Raw genomic sequence first — 19,934 nt, 5'->3', positions numbered from 1 at the left:
CTTGGGGGCGTGCAAGCCCTGCTCGCGGCCTTATTCGCGTCCGGCCCGGATCGCCGCACCGCCCGCGAACGGGGCGACGGCCAGTGCCACAAGGCTGCACGCCCCCAGGAGCAGCAAGCCCCCCTCACCCCCCGGTTGCAGCGATCCTGCGCCAAAGATCAGGAGCGGCACCGCCAGCGGAATCGCCAGCAATCCGCCCAGCGCAGAGCCAGCCCGCAACCCCGCCGTCAGCGCCGCAATGGTCACGCCGATTGCCGCCAGCCCCGGAGTGCCCAGCAGCAGCCCGATTTCCACCGTCCACAACTGCTGCCCGTCAAGCCCCAGCAGCCCTGCCGAGATCGGCGCTGCCAGCATCAGCGGCACGCCAAAGCTCAGCCAGTGCGCCAGAATGCGCACCATCAGCAGCGCCTCCTCGGCAATGCCGCGCAAGGCCCACTGGTCGAACATTCCCGCTTCCACGTCCGGCTCGACAAGGCGGTCCAGCGGGAGGATCGCCGCAAGCAGCGCCGCAACCCAGATCACGCCCGCGCCGGTCCGCGCCAGCAACCGGGCATCGGGGCCGACTGCAAAGGGAAACAGCATCGCCACCGCAAGGAAGAACAGCAGCGGCAGAACCGCTCCGCCTCGCCCTTGGGCACCGCGCGTAAGCAGCACCAGATCGCGCACAAAGATCGGCCAAAGCTTGCGGATCACGGCTGAAAATCCAGCAATTCGATCACCTTTACCGCATCGAGAGAAAGCGGTTGGTGCGAGGCAATGATAACCGCCCCACCGGCATTGCAATGCGCCTTGATCGCCGCCTGCGCGATGCACGACCAATGGGTGTCGAGCCCGTTGAGCGGCTCGTCGAGCAGCCAGATCGGCGCCCCGCTTGCCGCCACGCGGGCCAGCGCCGCCCGCTTGCGCTGTCCGGTTGAAAGATAGCGCACCGGCACGTCGAGCAGGTCGGCCAGCCCGAAGTCTGCATCGCCCTGTGGCGCGCGGTCGATCCGCTGCCAGAAGGCCAGCGCCTTTTCCAGCGGTTCGTGCCCGTCCAGCGCCAGCCGCTCGTCCGAAAGCGCAAGGGCGCCATGTCGCTCCACCGAACCCATGAACGGCCGCAGCAGACCTGCCAGAATGCGGATCAGGCTCGATTTGCCGATTCCGTTAGGCCCGGCCAGATGAACCACCTCGCCCGCAGCCAAGGCAAACGACAGCCCCCGGAACAGAAGCCGGTCCCCGCGCCTGCAGGCAATATCCGTGGCGACGAGACCGCACTCTTGCATGGAAAGACGCGATAGGGGAAACGGCGGCAACTGCCAAGGATGCCAAAGGACCAAGCATGACCGTCGCCCGCCTTACCGATGCCGAACGCGATTCGCTGCTGGCCGAACTCCCGGAGTGGCAATTGCGTGAAGACGGCCGCGCCATTGTGCGCACCTTCCGCTTTGCCGATTTCTCGGAAAGCTGGGCCTTCATGAACCGCGTCGCCCTCTACGCCGAAAAGGCCGACCACCACCCCGAATGGTTCAACGTCTACAACCGCGTCGAGGTGACGCTGACGACGCATGATGCCAATGGCCTCTCGGCACGGGATGCCGCCATGGCGCGGGTGATGGAAGGCTTTCTATGAAGCTCACCTCGCCGAGCAATTGGTTGATGCATGGCTCGTCCGCGCTTCTCATCTTGCTATCGATACAAGTTGCCCGTGCCGAACCTGCCGCTTGCGCAGAGAATGTCGCCTCATTTCAGCCCAAGACGGGCGTTGTGGGATCGGCAGAGACGGCAAAGTCAGTGGCCATGATTTACCTAAAGCCCATTTACGGCACTAAACTGATTGAAGGGCAGCGACCCTTCAAGGCTACACTCCGCGAGGGTGTGTGGACAGTGACAGGTTCGCTACCGAGAGGCCGGGATGGCGGCGTCGCACACATCTCGATTTGCCGCTGGAACGGCAAAGTGTTGCGCATTTTTCACGACAAGTGAGCAATCCAAATCAAAAGGGACGTAGCGCCGCTACTTCCCCAACGGACGCTCCGCAGACCGCATCTGCTTGCGCAAAGCCCCCGGCATCCAGCGGGAGGCGAATGCGAGCCGCCGCGCAGTCTTGCCGACGAGCGTATGCACCTTGTCGCCATGCACCGCCGCCCATGCTGCATCGGCAACCTCAACCACCGGCGTGATCTCCAGCCCCGCGCCGCGCACGCGGGTGCGGATATCCTCGTTGCTGGCGCGATTAGGCGCATGGTCCAGCAAGGGCGTCTCGATGAAGCCGGGCATCAGGCTGCGCACCTTGATGCCATGCTCGGCCCATTCCCCGTCCAGCGATTCGGTCAGCGCCCTCACTCCGAACTTCGTCGCGGAATAGACCGAGGCCCCGGGTGAACCATAGATCCCTGCCGCACTGGCGGTGTTGAGCAGGCACGACCCCGGCGCGCTCGCCCGCAGCCACGGAAACGCCGCCTGCGCGCCGAAGATCACCCCTTTGAGATTGATGTCGAGCGTGCGTTCGATCTCCTCGGGCGTCAGATCGACAATGCCGCCACCGATGGGAATGCCAGCATTGTTGAACACGACATCGATCTGCCCGCCAGCCGCTTTGGCACAGTCGGACAGGGCAGTATCCCAAGCCGCGCGGTCGCGCACGTCGAGACGGTGGCACGAACTTTGCCCGGCGGGAAGCTGCGCGGCGGTTTCGGCCATGCCGGCCTCGTTGATGTCCGCGATGCCGACGAACCACCCGCCTTGTGCAAAGCGCTGCGCGACGGCACGGCCGATGCCCGATGCGCCGCCGGTGATGAAGATCGTCTTGCGTGCCATCGGCACCTCCCCCTGCTCACATTGCTGTCAGCAGGACACTACAGCGCCGGATTGTTATAGCAATGCCAGGTGAAGATCGCCGCTGCACCGCGATGCGGGCGCCAGTCCTCGGCCAGAGCGCGCGTTTCCTTCTCGCTCGGCCGGCCCGCCAGGCCCAGCAGCTTGCCAAGGCCGACCTGCACGGCCAGATCTCCCGCAGGCCAGATGTCCGGGCGCCCTTCTGCAAACAGCAGGTAGATCTCGGCTGACCAGCGGCCGATCCCCTTGATCTTCACCAGCTCCGCAATCGCTTCCTCGTCATCTTCCGGCAGCGCATCGAGATCGAGCTCGCCCGACACGACCAGCTCACACAACGACCGCGCATAGCCCTGCTTCTGGCGCGACAGGCCACAGGCGCGCAGGGAATCAAAATCAGTGGCGAGCAGGTCATGCGGGGGAATGTCCTCCCCAGCAGCGCCTCAAGCTTGTTCCACACCGAAGCGGCGGCCGCCACGCTGACCTGCTGGCCAACGATGGTGCGCAGCAAGGTGCCATAGCCGGTCGAGCGGATGCGTGGTTCGGGATAGCCGACCCGCTCTATCGCACCCGCCATGGCAGGGCTGCGTGCGGCGATATGATCGAGACCTTCGCGGATCGCCTCTGCCGTCAGTCCCACCCTAGTTCTCCGCAACAGTGTTTTGGCCGGATCGGCAGTTGCCAAAGCCGAAATGGCGCGATAGCAGCCCCGTCCAAAGGCGAACAGGGGGCGCGGGTCATGCGTTGATGCCCGTCGCCGCATTTGGAGAACGAACGATGCCGAAGATCGTGGTTGTCAATCGTGCGGGTGAAGAGAAGACGGTAGAGGCCGATGCCGGCCTTTCGGTGATGGAAGCCATCCGCGACAACGGGTTCGACGAGCTGCTCGCCCTGTGCGGCGGCTGCTGCTCCTGCGCCACCTGCCACGTCTATATCGACCCTGCCTTTGCCGACAAGGTTGCGCCGATGAGCGAGGACGAGAACGACCTGCTCGACAGCTCGGACCATCGCAACGAAACCTCGCGCCTGTCGTGCCAGGTGCAGATCACCGGCGACCTCGACGGTCTTCGCGTCACGATCGCGCCGGAAGACTGATCTATCCAGCCTTTGCGCCGCTTGAAGGGCCCGCCTCCAGCAGGAGCGCGGGCCTTTTTCATGTCAGCCGCACCGGTGAACGGCAATGTTGGACCACCCTTTTGCAGAAAGTGGATCGCTTCGTCGATTTTTTGGGGAACGGTTTCGCGCCTCAGGCGTACCGCGGCGCTTCTGCGCCTGCCTGGCGGCCTTTGTGGCATGCGGCAACGCATCATCCATGCGATTTGGCTAGTTACAGAGGAAATTAAATTACTCCATATCGAAAGTTATTGGCATACAATTCCATTTTGTGCCAGAATGTTTCAATGCGAAGTTTCTCTAGGTTTTTCATTGCGTTGTAACATGAACACCACACTAACTATCGTTTAATGTGAAACTACGTGTTTCTGGTTTGAAAGCGCAGCTTGGCCTCGTCAGACAGGCGCCTCTCTCGCATCCATACCCCGGCTGACCGCAAATGCGGCGGCATATGGACTGGGCGCGCGGGCCTGTCGCCGTTCCCCACGGCGGCAGACGTTCAGGACAAGAGGACTGCCACGTGAACATCAAGTATCTCTCCGCGCTCCGTTCGGGCGCGACCCCTCTGGCGATCGGCATGGCGCTGGTCTCCACCGCAGCCTTTGCGCAGGCTGCGGCAACGACGGCTGCACCGCAGAGCGTCGACTGCAGCACCACACCGGATGATCCCAGCTGCGGCGACACCCAGGCGATCGTCGTCACCGGTTCGATCCTGCGCCGCACCGACACCGAGACCGTCTCGCCGGTCACCACGGTGACGCAGGAGAACCTTGACCAGCGCGGCATCTCGACCGTGCAGGAAGGCCTGCAATCGCTGGCGGCCAACAACGGTCCGGCGCTGACCAACTCGTTCACCGCCAACGGCGCGTTCGCGGCCGGTGCCTCGGCGATCTCGCTGCGCGGCCTTTCGACCAACTCGACGCTCGTGCTGTTCGACGGCATGCGGGCGGCCTATTACCCGCTGGCCGATGACGGTTCGCGCAACTTCGTCGATCTCAACACCATTCCGGACGACATTGTCGACCGCGTGCAGATCCTGCGTGACGGCGCCTCGGCGGCTTATGGTGCCGACGCCATCGCAGGCGTGGTCAACATCATCACCAAGCGCGAATTCAAGGGCGTGCGCGCCCGTGGCGAAGCCGGCCTTTCCGATCGCGGCGATGCCTCGCAGTATCGCCTGTCGCTGACCGCCGGCGTGGGCGACATCGACGAGAACGGCTACAATGCCTACGTCTCCGGGTTCTACTACAAGAGCAACAAGCTCATGAACCGCGACCGTCCCTATCCGTTCAACACGGATGACCTGCGCGGCGTGTGTTCGCCCGATGGCGAGTGCGGCAGCGACGACCGCATCAATTCACCCACCGCCACCAGCTTTACCGGTGCCGGCGGCCCGCTTGTCGTGCGTCCTTACGATCCCACTAACACCACTGCACTCGGCCGCTTCCAGTTGCTCAACAACGTCGGCTGCGACAGTGCTTACACACTGACGGCTGCGCAGCTTGCCGCCAGCGCGGCAGCCCCCTTGCAGACCTGCACCGTAGACCTCACCCGCAAGTACGGCGTGATCCAGCCGGAAATCGAGCGCTGGGGCGTCTCTGCCCGCGTCACGGCGGCCCTCAGCGACAGCATCGAAGGCTATGCCGAATTCAACTTCCTGCAGAGCAAATCGGCCTACACAGGCCTGCCCGAAGCGATCTCGCGCAATGCTAACGCTGGTATCCTGTTCCCAGGCTTCTCAACGTCGAACAATGCAGCCAGCCGCGCGCCCGGTTCGTTCGCGCTGACCCTGCCGGTCTATGTCTGCGCCAACGGTGTGGGCGACGCTAGCGGCCTCAACACGGGCTGCAACGCCACCAACGGCACGCTCAACCCGAACAACCCGTTCGCCGGTGCCGGACAGCTTGCCCGCATCCAGGGCCGTCTGTTCGACCAGCCCACCTACAATGAAACCCGCAACCGGGCCTATCGCGGTGCGATCGGCATCAAGGGCGACCTGACCGACAACATCAACTTCGACTTCGGCGCGACGGCGATGCACGACGACCTGCGTCGTACGCAGAAGGGCTATGTCTACATAGCCAACCTGCTGACGGCCATCGCGCGTGGCACGTACAACTTCGTTGACCCGACGCAGAACACGCAGGAGCAGAATGACTTCCTGCGTCCAACCCAGATCCTGAACGCCACCTCCGATCAGGTCCAGTTCCAGGGCACGCTCGGTGCGGATCTGTTCGAACTTCCGGGCGGCAAGTTGCAGGTCGCAGTGGGCGCAGGCGCCCGTTACGAAGCGGTCGACGCGCCTTCGGGTAACCCTGACTACTTCGGCCCGACGCAGCGCTACTTCACCCTGAACGCTTTCGGCACCAAGGGCAGCCGCTGGGTCTATTCGGGCTTTGCCGAAATCAACGCGCCGGTTCTCGACAAGGTCGAAATCAACCTCGCCGGTCGTTACGACAAGTACTCGAGCGGTCAGAACGCATTCAGCCCCAAGGCCGGCATCAAGTTCAAGCCGGTCGACGAACTGCTGATCCGCGGCCCGTGGTCGAAGGGCTTCCGCATCCCTTCGTTCGGTGAGGCCAACGCCCTTCCGACCACGGGCTTCGTGACCAACAGCGCAGGCATCTTCAACGATGCCTATCTCAGCCAGTATGGCTGCACGGTTGCCACGTTCAGCGACTGCCCGACCTACCTTCGCTCCGCTTCCTACGGCCAGACCACGCTGGCCTCGCCGGACCTGAAGCCGGAGCGGTCGCGCAGCTTCACCGCTGGGTTCGTGTTCGAACCTGTCCGCAACTTCACGCTGTCGGTCGACTACTACAACATCAAGAAGACCGGCGTGATCACGCAGCCTTCGAACGCGCCCGCGCTCGAGGCTTACTACACCGGCCAGCCGATCCCGGCGGGCTACACCGTGATCGCCGATGCAGTCAGCCCCGACTTCCCGAATGCGACGCCACGCCTCGCCTTCATCCAGTCGCAGCTGATCAACGCGAACACGCAGACCGTCTCAGGCCTCGATTTCCAGATCGACGGCCGGATCAACCTGACCGACAATATCCGCTTCACCAGCCATCTCGAGGCAAGCTACATCATCAAGCTGGAATCGGACCTGACCAACAGCGGCGGTGGCTTGGAGCGCTATGACGGTACGCTGGGCAACTTCAACCTGACCGCAGGTTCGGGTACGCCGAAGTGGCACGGCTACTGGCTGAATGGCCTGCAGTTCGATGACAACCTGGAGATCAACACCACAGTCAACTACTTTGGTGGCTACAACCTCTCGGCGATGGATCAGGGCGATCTCTACAAGGACTGCGGCCAGAACCCGGGCTACAGTCCGACCGGCTGCGACATTCCGCGCTACATCACATTCGACCTGCAGACGCGCTTCAAGGTCAACGACCGCTTCACGCTGTCGCTCACCGCGCTGAACCTGTTCGACAACATGCCGCCAGTGGATGTCGTGACCTACGGCGCGCACCTCTACAATCCGATCCAGGGCGGCCAGGGCATTCTGGGCCGTTACTTCAAGGTTGGTTTCCAGGCTGATTTCTAAAGGTCTGGTGCCACGTGTCCGACTTGGGGGCAGCATCGCAAGATGCTGCCCCTTTTTTTGCTCCCGAAGGGCACGCGCAAGAACGCCCCCGCTTTCGCGGAGGCGTTTTCGAAGTCGGCGCTAATGGAATTAGAGGCGCAGGCCTGCGGTTTCGTCGAGGCCGGCCATCAGGTTCAGCGATTGCACTGCCGCGCCACTGGCGCCCTTGCCCAAGTTGTCCAGTACGGCAACCAAGCGGGCCTGTTCGCCGTCGGCGCTGCCCATGACGTGAAGCGCAAGTCCGTCCCACGGCTCCATTGCGGCGCGCAGCAGCATTTCGCCGTCGGCAGGAAGCTCCTGCGCCACGGTAACAACCGCCGAGCCATCATAGAACTGCGTCAGGGCAGCGCGCAGAAGCTCTGCCGGGACGTTGCCGGGCATGACGCCAAGAGGCAGCGGGATTTCGACGACCATGCCGCGATGGGCATTGACCACGGCCGGGCTGAACAGCGGGGCGATGGCCGTGCCGGTGTAGCGCTGCATTTCGGGGATGTGCTTGTGGCCGAAGGTCAGTCCATAGCCGCGCCAGGCGATGTCGGTGTCCTGCTCGAACCGGCCGATCAGCGCCTTGCCGCCGCCGGAGTAACCCGTGACCGCGTTGCAGCTGTAGGGCCATGCGGCGGGCAGGAGGCCATTGTGGACGAGCGGCGCCAGCAGGCCGATGAAGCCGGTCGGATAGCAGCCAGGGTTCGACACGCGCTTGGCTTCCGCAACCGTCTCGCGCCCGACGATCTCGGGAAAACCGTAGGTCCAGCCCTCGGCCACGCGGTGTGCGGTCGAAGCGTCGATCACCTTGGTGCGATCATTGCGGATCATCGCCACGGCATCGCGCGCAGCGTCATCGGGCAGGCACAGGATCACCACGTCGGCATCATTGATCGCCTCGGCGCGCGCGGCATCGTCCTTGCGGCGCGCATCATCGAGCGCAATCAGGGTGAATTCGCTGCGGCCCGCAAGCCGCTCGGCGATTTCGAGGCCAGTGGTGCCGGCGGCCCCGTCGATGAAGACTGACGTGGTCATGCGGAAGCCTCCAACTGGCTCATCTCGACATAGCCGACGAGCAGATCGGATCGGGCCTGCCCCCAGGCCCAGCCGCCTGCCATGTCGAGAACGTCGAACACTTCGCCGGCCGCCAGCGCGCGCAGTTCCGCCGCATCCTGCTTGCCCGCCGCGCGAAGCACCGTTTCGGCCTTCACGCCATGCGCCATCGGCACCGCATAGTGCGGCACGAAGTATTTTCCGGCGAGACCGATATGCGCAAGATCGCCGCGCACGGGCAGGTGCGGCTTGTCCGAACGATCAGCCGCTCGCGAAAGCTGGAGCTGGCCGGTGGGCAGTTCGGTGGAAAGAGGCATGGCTTCGACGGTCAATTCACGGTGTCCCCGCAGCAGGAAAGCCGGGCGATTAGCGGCGCCCGCGTCATCAGGCAAGCTATGGTGCACTTGTCCGCCCCTCAGCCGTAGCGTGCCTTGAGCAGGCCCCACGCCGCACGCAGGCCCAGGGCATCGCCACCCTTGGGTCGGCCGGGCTTTCCAACAGGGCGCCAGGCGAAAGTATCGAAGTGCACCCAGTCGATCCCCTCGCCGACAAACCGGTCAAGAAACAGCGCGGCAACACTGGCGCCGGCAAATCCGTTGGCCGGCGAATTCTGCAGGTCGGCGACGTCGGACTTGAGGTACTCGCGGTAGCCTTCGTGCAGGGGGAGTTGCCAGCAGGGGTCGTCGAGTTGCCGTCCTGCCTCGAGGAGTTGGGTGGCAGTTGGAGATTGCCGCGCGAACATCGCCGGGAGGTCCGGCCCCAGCGCAACGCGTGCCGCGCCGGTCAATGTGGCGAAGTCTATGACGAGTTCCGGCTTCATTTCCGTCGCGCGGGTCAGCGCGTCGCCCAGTACCAGCCGCCCCTCGGCGTCGGTGTTGGTGATCTCGACCGAGAGCCCGGCACGCGACCGGAGGATGTCGCCCGGCCGGAACGCGTTGCCGGAGATCGCGTTTTCAACCGCAGGAACAAGCACGTGCAGCCGGACCTTCAAGCCCATCGTCATGATCAGACCGGCCAGCGCCAGCGCATGCGCCGCCCCGCCCATGTCCTTCTTCATCAGCGCCATCCCCGAGGAAGGCTTGATATCGAGCCCGCCCGAATCGAAGCACACGCCTTTCCCCACGATCGCAACGCGCGGGTGCTTTGCATCGCCCCACGTCATCTCGATCAGGCGCGGGGCGTGGCTGCGCGCGGCGGCACGGCCGACGGCGTGGACCATCGGGTAGTCATGCTCGAGCGCATCGCCCGAGACGACGTGAACCTCCGCGTGATGACACTTGGCGAGCGCGCGCGCCTCGGCTTCAAGCTGAAGCGGCCCCATGTCCTCGGCGGGGGTATTGACGAGATCGCGGACCATGAGGACGGCAGTTGCCTCAGCGATCGCAGGTTCGATCAGCGCCACGTCCTTAGTCAGCAGGATGCGCGGTTCGGCGTCCTTGGCGTCCTTGCGGTAGCGGTCGAAGCGGTACTGGCCGGTGATCCAGCCGTGAAGCGCCTTCCCGGGCTCCCCGCCTGCGCGGCGATAGGTGCCGCCGGGGAGCACGTCGGCAAGCTTGGCCATGCACCACGACGACAGGTCATTGACATTGGCAACGCCCGCCACGGCGAACCAGCTATCGCCATCGGGGACGATAGCGTGTTCGTAGCCGCCGCCTTCGAACTTCTGCGCGGAAAGGGCCGCGCGCTGGCCTGCGTTAAGCCCCTTGAGGAAGTCGGCAAGGGTAGCCTTGTCGACGAGGTGGAGCGCCGTTGCCTGTTGGCCGCGATCGGGCTGGATCAGTGCTTGTCTGTCGGTCATCTTGGCCAAGGTCATGCCGCATGGCGCGGCGCGTTGCGAGAGGAATTTGCCTGATGCGAGTGCTGTTGCTGACCCCGCTGGCGCTGCTGGCCGCCTGTTCGGCAGAGAAAGCCCCTGCCCCGGCGCCGAGCACTGAGGCGGCCGTCGCCGCGCCGATGCCGCCGCAGCCGCATGCACAGACGCCAGTTACCGCGCGCGAGGTGCACGAGGAGAACGACCTCTATGTGTTCGACTACTCCTATCCGGCGAGCGCGGGGGCGGTCCCGGCCCTGAAGGCCTTGCTGGACGGCAAACTCGACGAAGCGCGCACGCGACTGAAGGCCGAGGCGCAGGAGGGGCGCAAGGCGGCGACCGAAGGCGGCTTCCCGTTCCGCCCCTACAGCCACAGCGTGAAGTGGGAAGTGGTGACGGACCTGCCGGCGTGGCTGAGCATGTCGACCCTGGTGGGCTTCGATTCAGGCGGAGCGCACCCGAACTATGTGTTCGAAGCACTGCTGTGGGACCGGATTGCAGCCAAGCCGCGAGCGGCGGTGGAGCTGTTCACTTCCAAGGCAGCGCTGGCCGCTGCCCTGCGCGAGCCGTTCTGCAAGGACCTTGATCGCCAGCGTGCGAAGAAGCGCGGGGGACAGGATGGGGGCTTGCCCGAGTTCGACGAGTGCATTGATCCGACCGAACAGGCGGTGATCCTCGGCTCGTCCAACGGCAAGGCGTTCAACCGCATCGGCATTCTGATCGCGCCCTACGCGGCAGGTCCCTATGCCGAAGGGGATTACGAGGTCACGTTGCCGGTGACGCAGAAGGTGCTTGATGCGGTTCGGCCCGAATTCAAGGCCGCCTTCGTCGCGGGATGAAATGGCCTCTGCGAGCACCTCGCAATTTGCCGGCATTGTCGCTACATGGGTGGCATGACCGAATATCTGACTGTTGAAGACCACGACGTCCTGCTGCGCGACGGCACGATCAAGCTTCATGGGCCTGCGGGCTTCGAAGGGATGCGCAAGGCTGGCCGCCTCGCCGCCGAGATCCTCGATGCACTGGCCCCGCTGGTCGTGCCCGGCGTGCGGACCGACCATCTTGACGACGTGGTCCGGCAGATGACTCTGGATGGCGGCGCCGTCCCGGCAACGCTGGGCTATCGCGGCTATACCCATTCGTGCTGCATTTCGATCAACCACGTCGTCTGCCACGGCATTCCTTCGGAAAAGACGCTCAAGGACGGGGACATCGTCAACATCGACGTCACTCCGCTGCTCGATGGCTGGCACGGCGACACGAGCAGAATGTACCTCGTCGGCGACGTGCCGTTGAAGGCAAAGCGCCTGGTCGACGTGACTTATGAGTGCCTGATGATCGGGATCGAGCAGGCCAAGCCGGGTGCGCGGCTCGGCGACATTGGCGCGGCGATCCAGGCCCATGCCGAAAAGCAGCGCTATGGCGTGGTGCGCGAGTTTTGCGGCCATGGTCTGGGCCGCCTGTTCCACGATGCGCCCGAAGTGGTCCACGCCGCGCGCGCCGGAACCGGGCCGGAACTCAAGCCGGGCATGTTCTTCACGATCGAACCGATGATCAACCTCGGCAAACCCGGTGTGAAGATCCTCGACGATGGCTGGACGGCCGTCACGCGCGACCGCTCGCTCTCGGCGCAGTTCGAACATTCGATCGGCATCACCGAGGATGGTTGCGAGATCTTCACCGCAAGTCCGAAGGCTCTGGACAAGCCGCCCTACGCAGCGTGATCATATCAGGTCTGCCTAAAAATAAGGCAGCGCATGCGCAAAATTTGTGCATGATTTGAACAAGCTCACGCAATCTTGCGCATGGAAGCCTTGCGCATTCGATTCAAATCTTGCCGAGCCCCTGATTTTACGGCTTTCGCGTTGCAGCGCGATGGCCTAGTGCTTGCCCTCAGCGCGTGGCACGATTCTTGTAACGTCGTTGCCACACACGGGATAAATTGCCGAAACGCCGCCCTTGGCGCTTCGGCCCGCGTTGCAGGGGTCTGAACGACGTGAAAAAGGTCGAAGCGATCATCAAGCCCTTCAAGCTCGATGAAGTGAAGGAAGCGCTGCACGAAATCGGCGTATCGGGCATCACGGTGACCGAAGCCAAGGGCTTTGGCCGCCAGAAGGGCCATACCGAACTCTATCGCGGTGCCGAATACGTCGTCGATTTCCTGCCCAAGGTGAAGCTCGAGGTCGTCGTGGGCGACGCACTGGTTGACCGCGTGGTCGAAGCGATCGCCGCCGCAGCGCAGACCGGCCGCATCGGCGATGGCAAGATCTTCGTGATCCCGATCGAGAGCGCCCTGCGCATCCGCACCGGTGAGCGCAACGACGACGCTATCTGATTACAACACCAGAACAAGTTTGATGCCGCGACGGGCCTGACCCGCCGGGCAGCATAGCGGGGGTGGGCCTGTGGACGGGCAAGCCTCCAGACGACAACCACCCCAGATACCCTCCGGAGCTCTCCACCGGAGGCAATGAAGAAGAAGGACCAGCGATGGCAACTGCAAAGGACATCCTCGCCCGCATCAAGGACGAGGAAATCGAATGGGTCGACCTGCGCTTCACTGACCCGAAGGGCAAGTGGCAGCACCTGACCATGGTCTCGACCGTTCTCGGCGAAGACGAACTGGAAGACGGCCTGATGTTCGACGGTTCGTCGATCGAAGGCTGGAAGGCCATCAACGAATCGGACATGATCCTCAAGCCCGACCTCGACTCGGTCTATGTCGATCCGTTCTCGGCCTCGCCGATGCTGATCATCTGCTGCGACATCGTTGAACCGTCGACCGGCGAACTCTACGCCCGCGACCCGCGTTCGACCGCCAAGCGCGCAGAAGCCTTCGTCAAGTCGGCCGGTTTCGGCGACACCGTCTATGTCGGCCCGGAAGCCGAGTTCTTCCTGTTCGACGACGTCAAGTTCTATGACGGCTACGACGGCAACGGCTTCAAGATCGACGACATCGAACTGCCGACCAACTCGGCCAAGGACTACGAAGGCGGCAACCTCGGCCACCGTCCGCGCGCCAAGGGCGGCTACTTCCCGGTCGCTCCGGTCGACAGCTGCGTCGACATCCGCGGCGAGATGGTCCGCACGATGATCGAAATGGGCCTGCCCTGCGACAAGCACCACCACGAAGTGGCCTCGGCGCAGCACGAACTCGGCCTGACCTTCGGCACGCTGGTGCAGACGGCTGACCGCATGCAGGTCTACAAGTACGTCGTGCAGCAGGTTGCCCATGCCTATGGCAAGACCGCCACGTTCATGCCGAAGCCAATCAAGACCGACAACGGTTCGGGCATGCACACCCACATTTCGATCTGGGACGGCGGCAAGCCGCTGTTCGCAGGCAACGGCTATGCCGGCCTGTCGGAAATGTGCCTGTACTTCATCGGCGGCGTGATCAAGCACGCCAAGGCGCTGAACGCCTTCACCAACCCGACCACCAACAGCTACAAGCGCCTGGTGCCGGGCTATGAAGCCCCCGTGCTGCTGGCCTACTCGGCCCGCAACCGTTCGGCCTCGTGCCGCATCCCCTATGGCGCTGGCGCCAAGGCGAAGCGCGTCGAGTTCCGCTTCCCCGACGCGATGGCCAACCCCTACCTGTGCTATGCGTCGCTGCTGATGGCTGGCCTCGACGGGATCAAGAACAAGATCCACCCGGGCGAAGCCATGGACAAGAACCTGTACGACCTGCCGCCGGCAGAACTCGCCCAGGTTCCGACCGTTTGCGGCAGCTTGCGTGAAGCGCTGGAAAGCCTCGAAGCCGACCACGACTTCCTGCTTCAGGGTGGCGTGTTCACCAAGGACCAGATCGAAGCCTACATCGAACTGAAGTGGCCGGAAGTGATGCGCTGGGAAACCACGCCGTCGGCCGTCGAATTCGACATGTACTACTCGCTCTGATTTTTCGGATCAGCGAGAAGCCGAAAAGGGGCGTCCGGGAAACCGGGCGCCCTTTTGGTTTTGATGGCCGCCTGCAGCGGGAAACGCCCGAGATTGTGATTTTATCCACAGGCGCCGGAGGTTTTGCGACGAAGCGAGACGAGCTGTGATTGCCGCAGGATGAACGGAGGGCGCCAAGACTCCTCGAATCCCCCGAAATCCTTAGTGATGCTGCCCATGATAAAGAACGCGGTCGCAGCATTCCTGGCATTCTTCGCAGTCGTCGCCCTGCCGACCGCTGCCCAGGCCCGCCTTCAGTGCGTGACCTACGCCCGCCAGATTTCGGACGTCCAGATCAGCGGCAACGCCCGTGACTGGTGGAACAACGCCGCAGGCACCTACGAACGCGGCCAGCAGCCGAAGGCAGGCGCCGTCCTCGCCTTCAACGGTACGCGCGCGATGCCCTATGGCCACGTCGCCGTCGTCCGCAAGGTGGTTGACGATCGCCACATCCTGATCGACCACGCCAACTGGTCGGGCCCGGGCATGGTCGAAAAGGGCGTGATGGCGGTTGACGTTTCCGCCGCAGGTGACTGGAGCGAAGTGCGCGTGTGGTACGCGCCGACCAAGTCGGTCGGCCTGCGTGCCAGCCCGGCCCACGGCTTCATCTATCCCCGCACCATGACGGCGGACGCTTCGGGCGCCACTTCGGCCAAGGGCTGAAGCCGCACTAGCCGCACCTTTGCCACCGACAAGGCGGCAATTGCATTTGCAAGTCACGCGGCGGGCCTGCACTCTTCCCTGAAAGGAGAGCTGCCCATGCCGTTCCGCCATACCATTATCGCCTCGGCACTTTGCCTCATCGCGACGCCAGCAGCAGCTGCCGATCCGATGACCGACGCGCAGGTAGAGGAGCTTTCCGCGGCGATTTTCAACGACATCATCGCCGGCAAGCCCGCGGTGGCGATCGACAAGGCCGACCAGCTGATTGCTGCGTTCAACGTCCGCCAGGCAAAGCGCGCACTCGCCTGTGCAGAATCGCACGAGCAGGCCGAAGCGCTGGCGAAGAAGAACGATGCCGAAGTGACGATGGAGCTGACGATCGTCGGCCCGGCATGGTGCGACGGATACTTCTACAAGGGCTATGCGCTGATCGATCTTGGCCGTGGTCGCGAAGCGCTGCCGTGGCTGCAACTGGCGCATGACCGAGCCCCGCTCAACGCGCACTACACCAACGAACTGGCGGAATGGTTCAAGGCGCAACGCGATTGGCAGCGTTCGTTCGGACTGTTCGAAGAAGCGCTGAAGTCAGCCGACACCGCACCGGAGGGCCAGCGCGCGCTATACAAGGCGCGGGCACTGCGTGGCATGGGCTTCAACAAGATCGAGATGGGCCAGCTCGACGATGCCGAAAGGCTGTTCAACGAGTCTCTGACCTACCAGCCCGACAGCCCGGCGGCAGCCAACGAGCTCAAGTACATCAAGCAGATGCGCGGCGAGCCCAATACCTGATCAGGCAGTACGGCGGTTTTCCATTGCTGCTGGCTCCAGCAGGGCGCGCGCTTCCTCCAGCGGCATGGCCTGCCAGAACAGGTGGCCCTGGATCATCTGGCAGCCGGCAGCCTGAACCAGCGCGCGCTGCATCGGCGTTTCGACGCCTTCGGCCACGACTTTCATGCGCAAGGTGTGCCCCAGAGAAACGATCGCGCGCAGGATCGAGTGCGCATCAAGATCGGCTTCGATGTTCTGCACGAACGAACGATCGATCTTGATCCGGTCAAACTGGAACGAGCGGAGGTAACTGAGCGACGAGTAGCCGATCCCGAAGTCATCGAGGGCGATGCGGAAACCGCGATACTTCAACCCTTTAAGCACGTCGACCACATGCTCGCTGCGATCCAGCATGACCCCTTCGGTGACTTCGAGCACGAACCGACGCGGATCGGCCCCGGTTTCGCGGACCAGTCGGTCGATCTCCGGCAGGAAATCGCTCGCCATGATCTGCAGCGGAGACAAGTTCACCGAGATGTCGCAATCCGGCCAGTCGCGGCAATCCTCGAAGACCCGGCGCAGGACCCATTGCCCCAGCGGCATCATCAGACCCGCCTGCTCGGCAATCGGCACGAACAGTCCCGGACGGATCGGTCCGCGCTCGGGATGCGACCAGCGCAGCAGCGCTTCGAAGCCCTCCACTGCACCATCCGTGGCGTTCACGATCGGTTGATAGGCCAGCGCCAGTTCATCGCGATTGATCGCGCGACGCAGTTCCATCTCCATGTCGCGCCGCAGCTTGACCGAAGCATCCATGTCGCGCGTGAACCTGCGGTAGCGCGCCCGGCCCCGCTGCTTTGCCCGATAGAGCGCGATGTCGGCACGCCGCAGCAGCTCGCCGGGATCCTCGCTCTGCTCCGGCCCCCAGCTTATCCCGCAAGACAGGCTGACTTCGAGATTGTTGCCCGAAATCACGAACGGTTCGAGGGCCAGCGCCATCAATTGCCGCCCGAGCATGTCAGCTGCGGCGCGCCCGCCCGTGGAGCGCCGCAACAACACGAATTCGTCGCCCCCGAAGCGGGACAGGAAATCGCCCGGTGGAAGCGAACGGCGCAAGCGCAGGGCCACCTGCCGCACCAGCTCATCGCCGACATGGTGGCCAAGCGTATCATTCACGACCTTGAAGCGGTCGATATCCAGATAGGCGATGAAAACGTCGCCCAGTTCCGGCCGCTCGATACAGGCCGACAGTTCCTGTCGCAGCCGCTGCATGAAATGGGCGCGATTCGGCAGTCCCGACATCGCATCGTGCAAGGCGTTGTGCTGCGCCTGCGCTTCACTGGCAATGAGTTCGCTGGTCGTCCGCCGCATCCGGCGCACGATGATCGCGCCGCCGGCCACGACACCCATGAAGAACAGGATATAGACTGCAAGCAGCGGAGCCGTCTGGCGCAGGATCGCCGGACCCGGGGGCTTTGCGATCCACGAAAACCATCCGATGCGCTCGCCCTCCAGGTTCGTGACCTCGAGCGAGTTACGCTTGGCGTCCTCATCCGGCGTCTGGTCGAACCGGACATCGTCGAGCAACAGCGCTGACTGGAGATCGGCAATCATGCGCGCATCGACCTGGCGCACTAGGACAATGTAATCCGGGGGACCCTTGAGCAACGAGGCCGTCACGTCCGGCACTATCGAGGCCGCCGCTATAAGTGCGGGCTGCTTGTCAAAATTGTCCATCGAAGCTGCGGCGCGGCCGATCGGCAGGCCCTTGTCAGTGTACGGCCAGCGTACATCGCCCAACTGCCGCCATTCGCCAACTTTCTCTGATCCCGGATCGTCCTTCAGGGATTGTCCGATCAAGCCTGCAACCTTTGACCCGATCTGTTGGTAGCGGCAGTCTTGCGTGATCTTGCCGGCCTTCCAGCAGCGCACCAGCGTGCCGTCGAACCTGACATGGTAAATCCGGTCGATGCGATGGCTGCCCCAGAAGTAGCCCGCCAGGTAGTTGCGCGCCCAAGCCTCGGCGTCGGGCGAGTTGAGCTTTACAACGGCCTCGTCCCACATGATCTGAAGCCGATCGGCTTCCATGATCTGGCGCTCGCTCCGCTCGATAAAGCGATGGACCAGCCGCTGCTCTTCCTGACGGGTGAAAACATCGGCAATGTTGGTCGAATTGACGAAAGCCGCAACCAGCGCGGTTGTCAGCGCGACAAGCGCGAGAAAGGTGCCCACGACGATCCATACGGCGCCGCGTGCCCCGGTGTGGCGATGCCGCGGCGCGGCGCGACTGAGGGTAGGTCCCGTCCCCATCCGACCTTCTCTAGAGGCCGCTTCCGAAGAAATCGTTATCAATCCGGAAGTTCGTTCTCGTAGACGCCATCGGAAGCGCTATTCGGAACCCGGCGCGAATTGGCGGGTTGGGATATCAGGCGGGCGCGGGCGGGAGGAACGCAGCGGAGATCGTCACATGCTTCTCACCCTTGCCTTGATTCTCTTTGTCCTTTGGGCGCTTGGCGTGTTCGCCTTCAAGGTTACCGCAGCCTTCATTCATGTCGTCCTGGTCATCGCCATCCTGATCGGGCTGGTCCACCTCTTTCGCGGGCGCAGGATTTGACGCGGCAATATGACATGATCCGGCAGGCCTGACCGGTTGCGGAATGCAACGCACGCACCTACTTTTCCGAAGGCAAAGGGCCGGACGATCGGTTCGGCCCGCTCACTTCGGGAGAGACGGCGATGCGCGAGAGGCTGCAGCACTACATCGATGGCAAATGGGTCGACAGCGAAGGTGGCACGCGCCACGAAGTTATCAACCCGGCAACCGAAGAGCCGATTTGCGCAATCACGCTCGGGACGCAGGCCGATGTCGACAAGGCAGTGGCCGCTGCACAGCGTGCGTTCAAGACTTTCAGCAAGACCACGCGTGAAGAGCGCCTTGCCCTGATGGATCGCATTGTCGCCGAGTTCAAGAAGCGCGCACCCGAGCTTGCCGTTGCAATGGCCGAGGAAATGGGCGCTCCGGTCAGCTTCGCCGGCACGGCACAGGTCGGCGCGGGAATCGGCGGATTTCTGGGCACGATGGCTGCGCTCAAGAACTTCAACTTCATGGAAGACAACGGCGCCTACAAGGTCGCTTACGAGCCGATCGGCGTTGTCGGCATGATTACCCCGTGGAACTGGCCGCTCAATCAGATCGCGCTGAAGGTTGCACCTGCGCTGGCGGCAGGCAACACGATGATTCTGAAGCCTTCCGAAGAGTGCCCCACCAATGCGGCCATCTTTGCCGAGATCCTTGACGCGGCAGGCGTTCCGCCCGGCGTCTTCAACCTCATTCAGGGCGATGGGCCGGGCGTAGGCACGGCAATCAGTTCGCACCCCGGTATCGACATGGTCAGCTTCACGGGTTCCACCCGCGCCGGCATTCTCGTCGCCAAGGCAGCCGCCGACACGGTCAAGCGCGTGCATCAGGAGCTTGGTGGCAAGTCGCCCAACCTCGTCCTGCCCGACGCCGATTTTGCCAAGTATCTCCCGTCGACCGCTTCGGGCCCGTTGGTCAACACCGGCCAGTCGTGCATCTCGCCGACCCGCATCCTTGTGCCCAAGGAGCGCGAGGCCGAAGCCGCAGCGTTCGTTTCGGCGATGTATTCCGCAACGCCAGTCGGCGATCCGCTGCAGGAAGGCCAGCACCTTGGCCCGGTGGTGAACAAGGCGCAGTTCGACAAGATCCGCGGGCTGATCCAGTCCGCCATCGACGAAGGCGCGAAGCTCGAGACCGGTGGGCCCGACCTGCCTGCGAACGTCAACCGTGGCTACTACATCAAGCCGACCGTGTTCTCCGGCGTCACGCCGGACATGCGCATCGCGCAGGAGGAGATCTTCGGCCCCGTTGCCACGATCATGACCTACGACGATCTCGAACAGGCCATCGAGATTGCCAATGACACCGCCTATGGCCTTTCGGCCTGCATCACCGGTGACCCGGCCAAGGCGGCGGAAGTGGCCCCTGCCCTGCGCGCCGGCATGGTCGCGATCAACAACTGGGGTCCGACGCCGGGCGCTCCGTTCGGCGGCTACAAGCAGTCGGGCAATGGCCGCGAAGGTGGCCTCTACGGCCTGAAGGACTTCATGGAAATGAAGGCGATCAGCGGTTTGCCGGCCTGATCCACCACAATAAACGAAAAACTGGAGGGG

Annotated in this window: 19 protein-coding genes and 1 pseudogene; 12 read left to right on the top strand and 8 right to left on the bottom strand. The window is 63.6% G+C overall.

From position 1 onward, the window contains the following. Positions 1-30: 30 nt before the first annotated feature. Both ccmB and ccmA read right to left on the bottom strand, forming a co-directional pair. Positions 31-693 (bottom strand): heme exporter protein CcmB, encoded by a 663-nt coding sequence (ccmB, locus tag C7W88_RS09740; RefSeq protein ID WP_205525157.1) that lies wholly within the window; start codon positions 691-693, stop codon positions 31-33. Next, positions 690-1,265 carry a heme ABC exporter ATP-binding protein CcmA gene (ccmA, locus tag C7W88_RS09735; protein WP_118073381.1) on the bottom strand — a complete coding sequence of 192 codons (576 nt, stop codon included), beginning with the start codon at positions 1,263-1,265 and terminating at the stop codon, positions 690-692. Before ccmA ends, ccmB begins: the two co-directional genes overlap by 4 nt. A gap of 56 nt (positions 1,266-1,321) precedes the next feature. On the opposite strand from ccmA, the gene C7W88_RS09730 reads away from it, so the two are divergent. Both C7W88_RS09730 and C7W88_RS09725 read left to right on the top strand, forming a co-directional pair. Continuing rightward, on the top strand, positions 1,322-1,612 hold the full coding sequence (locus C7W88_RS09730; protein WP_118073380.1) for a 4a-hydroxytetrahydrobiopterin dehydratase: 291 nt from the start codon (positions 1,322-1,324) through the stop codon (positions 1,610-1,612). Next, positions 1,609-1,965: a YbbC/YhhH family protein gene (locus tag C7W88_RS09725; RefSeq protein WP_118073379.1), complete on the top strand. Its 357-nt coding sequence runs from the start codon at positions 1,609-1,611 to the stop codon at positions 1,963-1,965. The genes C7W88_RS09730 and C7W88_RS09725 overlap by 4 nt, the downstream gene beginning before the upstream one ends. A gap of 30 nt (positions 1,966-1,995) precedes the next feature. On the opposite strand, the gene C7W88_RS09720 is transcribed toward C7W88_RS09725, so the two are convergent. Together C7W88_RS09720 and C7W88_RS09715 are read right to left on the bottom strand one after the other, a co-directional pair. After that, entirely contained in the window at positions 1,996-2,799 is an 804-nt protein-coding gene (locus tag C7W88_RS09720) for an SDR family oxidoreductase (RefSeq protein ID WP_118073378.1), read from the bottom strand. A 38-nt stretch (positions 2,800-2,837) separates the two neighbouring features. Further along, positions 2,838-3,454: pseudogene (locus C7W88_RS09715) on the bottom strand (DNA-3-methyladenine glycosylase). A 137-nt stretch (positions 3,455-3,591) separates the two neighbouring features. Between C7W88_RS09715 and C7W88_RS09710 the strand changes: the two are divergent. Next, a complete protein-coding gene (locus C7W88_RS09710) occupies positions 3,592-3,909 on the top strand; it encodes a 2Fe-2S iron-sulfur cluster-binding protein (RefSeq protein WP_039334168.1) in 318 nt (105 codons plus the stop codon). A 538-nt stretch (positions 3,910-4,447) separates the two neighbouring features. Further along, on the top strand, positions 4,448-7,486 hold the full coding sequence (locus tag C7W88_RS09705; RefSeq protein ID WP_370073115.1) for a TonB-dependent receptor domain-containing protein: 3,039 nt from the start codon (positions 4,448-4,450) through the stop codon (positions 7,484-7,486). 129 nt (positions 7,487-7,615) lie between these two features. Here C7W88_RS09705 and argC read toward each other — a convergent pair whose 3' ends face one another. The 3 genes from argC to C7W88_RS09690 form a co-directional block, all read right to left on the bottom strand. Beyond that, positions 7,616-8,545: an N-acetyl-gamma-glutamyl-phosphate reductase gene (argC, locus tag C7W88_RS09700; protein WP_118073376.1), complete on the bottom strand. Its 930-nt coding sequence runs from the start codon at positions 8,543-8,545 to the stop codon at positions 7,616-7,618. Continuing rightward, complete coding sequence (locus tag C7W88_RS09695; protein ID WP_240344524.1) at positions 8,542-8,895, bottom strand: SH3 domain-containing protein; 354 nt, start codon at positions 8,893-8,895, stop codon at positions 8,542-8,544. The genes argC and C7W88_RS09695 overlap by 4 nt, the downstream gene beginning before the upstream one ends. 83 nt (positions 8,896-8,978) lie before the next feature. Next, a complete protein-coding gene (locus C7W88_RS09690; protein ID WP_118074693.1) occupies positions 8,979-10,361 on the bottom strand; it encodes a M17 family metallopeptidase in 1,383 nt (460 codons plus the stop codon). Between the two features lie 53 nt (positions 10,362-10,414). Between C7W88_RS09690 and C7W88_RS09685 the strand changes: the two genes are divergently transcribed. The 6 genes from C7W88_RS09685 (at position 10,415) to C7W88_RS09660 (ending at position 15,764) form a co-directional block, all read left to right on the top strand. Continuing rightward, the gene (locus C7W88_RS09685; protein WP_118073375.1) at positions 10,415-11,212 is read left to right on the top strand and encodes a DUF3298 and DUF4163 domain-containing protein; all 798 of its coding nucleotides are present in this window, start codon (positions 10,415-10,417) and stop codon (positions 11,210-11,212) included. 54 nt (positions 11,213-11,266) lie between these two features. After that, on the top strand, positions 11,267-12,097 hold the full coding sequence (gene map, locus C7W88_RS09680) for a type I methionyl aminopeptidase (protein WP_205525156.1): 831 nt from the start codon (positions 11,267-11,269) through the stop codon (positions 12,095-12,097). Between the two features lie 272 nt (positions 12,098-12,369). Then, positions 12,370-12,708, top strand: a complete 339-nt coding sequence (locus C7W88_RS09675; RefSeq protein ID WP_039334174.1) for a P-II family nitrogen regulator — start codon at positions 12,370-12,372, stop codon at positions 12,706-12,708. A 155-nt stretch (positions 12,709-12,863) separates the two neighbouring features. Continuing rightward, positions 12,864-14,273, top strand: coding sequence for a type I glutamate--ammonia ligase (glnA, locus tag C7W88_RS09670; protein ID WP_118073373.1), 1,410 nt, complete (start codon positions 12,864-12,866; stop codon positions 14,271-14,273). A gap of 207 nt (positions 14,274-14,480) precedes the next feature. Beyond that, positions 14,481-14,975: a CHAP domain-containing protein gene (locus C7W88_RS09665; RefSeq protein ID WP_370073114.1), complete on the top strand. Its 495-nt coding sequence runs from the start codon at positions 14,481-14,483 to the stop codon at positions 14,973-14,975. Between the two features lie 96 nt (positions 14,976-15,071). Beyond that, complete coding sequence (locus tag C7W88_RS09660; protein WP_118073372.1) at positions 15,072-15,764, top strand: tetratricopeptide repeat protein; 693 nt, start codon at positions 15,072-15,074, stop codon at positions 15,762-15,764. Here the strand turns inward: C7W88_RS09660 and C7W88_RS09655 are convergent, their stop codons facing one another. After that, positions 15,765-17,975, bottom strand: a complete 2,211-nt coding sequence (locus C7W88_RS09655; RefSeq protein ID WP_240344523.1) for a bifunctional diguanylate cyclase/phosphodiesterase — start codon at positions 17,973-17,975, stop codon at positions 15,765-15,767. It abuts the gene before it with no gap. Between the two features lie 235 nt (positions 17,976-18,210). On the opposite strand from C7W88_RS09655, the gene C7W88_RS09650 reads away from it, so the two are divergent. Both C7W88_RS09650 and C7W88_RS09645 read left to right on the top strand, forming a co-directional pair. Then, entirely contained in the window at positions 18,211-18,357 is a 147-nt protein-coding gene (locus tag C7W88_RS09650; RefSeq protein WP_118073370.1) for a lmo0937 family membrane protein, read from the top strand. A gap of 122 nt (positions 18,358-18,479) precedes the next feature. Then, positions 18,480-19,904 (top strand): aldehyde dehydrogenase family protein, encoded by a 1,425-nt coding sequence (locus C7W88_RS09645; protein WP_118073369.1) that lies wholly within the window; start codon positions 18,480-18,482, stop codon positions 19,902-19,904. The last annotated feature ends 30 nt before the right edge of the window (positions 19,905-19,934 follow it).

Origin of the sequence: Novosphingobium sp. THN1, from assembly GCF_003454795.1 — a bacterium.
Classification (GTDB): Bacteria; Pseudomonadota; Alphaproteobacteria; order Sphingomonadales; family Sphingomonadaceae; genus Novosphingobium.
The sequence above is the reverse complement of the archived record's forward strand: the minus strand, read 5'-3'. Positions and strand labels throughout refer to the sequence as shown.

Coding starts and splice junctions, on each gene's coding strand:
- C7W88_RS09710 (WP_039334168.1), top strand. CDS start 3,592: ATGCCGAAGATCGTGGTTGTCAATCGTGCGGGTGAAGAGAAGACGGTA.
- C7W88_RS09685 (WP_118073375.1), top strand. CDS start 10,415: ATGCGAGTGCTGTTGCTGACCCCGCTGGCGCTGCTGGCCGCCTGTTCG.
- C7W88_RS09690 (WP_118074693.1), bottom strand. CDS start 10,361: ATGACCGACAGACAAGCACTGATCCAGCCCGATCGCGGCCAACAGGCA.
- C7W88_RS09645 (WP_118073369.1), top strand. CDS start 18,480: ATGCGCGAGAGGCTGCAGCACTACATCGATGGCAAATGGGTCGACAGC.
- argC (WP_118073376.1), bottom strand. CDS start 8,545: ATGACCACGTCAGTCTTCATCGACGGGGCCGCCGGCACCACTGGCCTC.
- C7W88_RS09665 (WP_370073114.1), top strand. CDS start 14,481: ATGCTGCCCATGATAAAGAACGCGGTCGCAGCATTCCTGGCATTCTTC.
- ccmA (WP_118073381.1), bottom strand. CDS start 1,265: ATGCAAGAGTGCGGTCTCGTCGCCACGGATATTGCCTGCAGGCGCGGG.
- C7W88_RS09730 (WP_118073380.1), top strand. CDS start 1,322: ATGACCGTCGCCCGCCTTACCGATGCCGAACGCGATTCGCTGCTGGCC.
- C7W88_RS09725 (WP_118073379.1), top strand. CDS start 1,609: ATGAAGCTCACCTCGCCGAGCAATTGGTTGATGCATGGCTCGTCCGCG.
- C7W88_RS09720 (WP_118073378.1), bottom strand. CDS start 2,799: ATGGCACGCAAGACGATCTTCATCACCGGCGGCGCATCGGGCATCGGC.
- map (WP_205525156.1), top strand. CDS start 11,267: ATGACCGAATATCTGACTGTTGAAGACCACGACGTCCTGCTGCGCGAC.
- glnA (WP_118073373.1), top strand. CDS start 12,864: ATGGCAACTGCAAAGGACATCCTCGCCCGCATCAAGGACGAGGAAATC.
- C7W88_RS09660 (WP_118073372.1), top strand. CDS start 15,072: ATGCCGTTCCGCCATACCATTATCGCCTCGGCACTTTGCCTCATCGCG.
- C7W88_RS09650 (WP_118073370.1), top strand. CDS start 18,211: ATGCTTCTCACCCTTGCCTTGATTCTCTTTGTCCTTTGGGCGCTTGGC.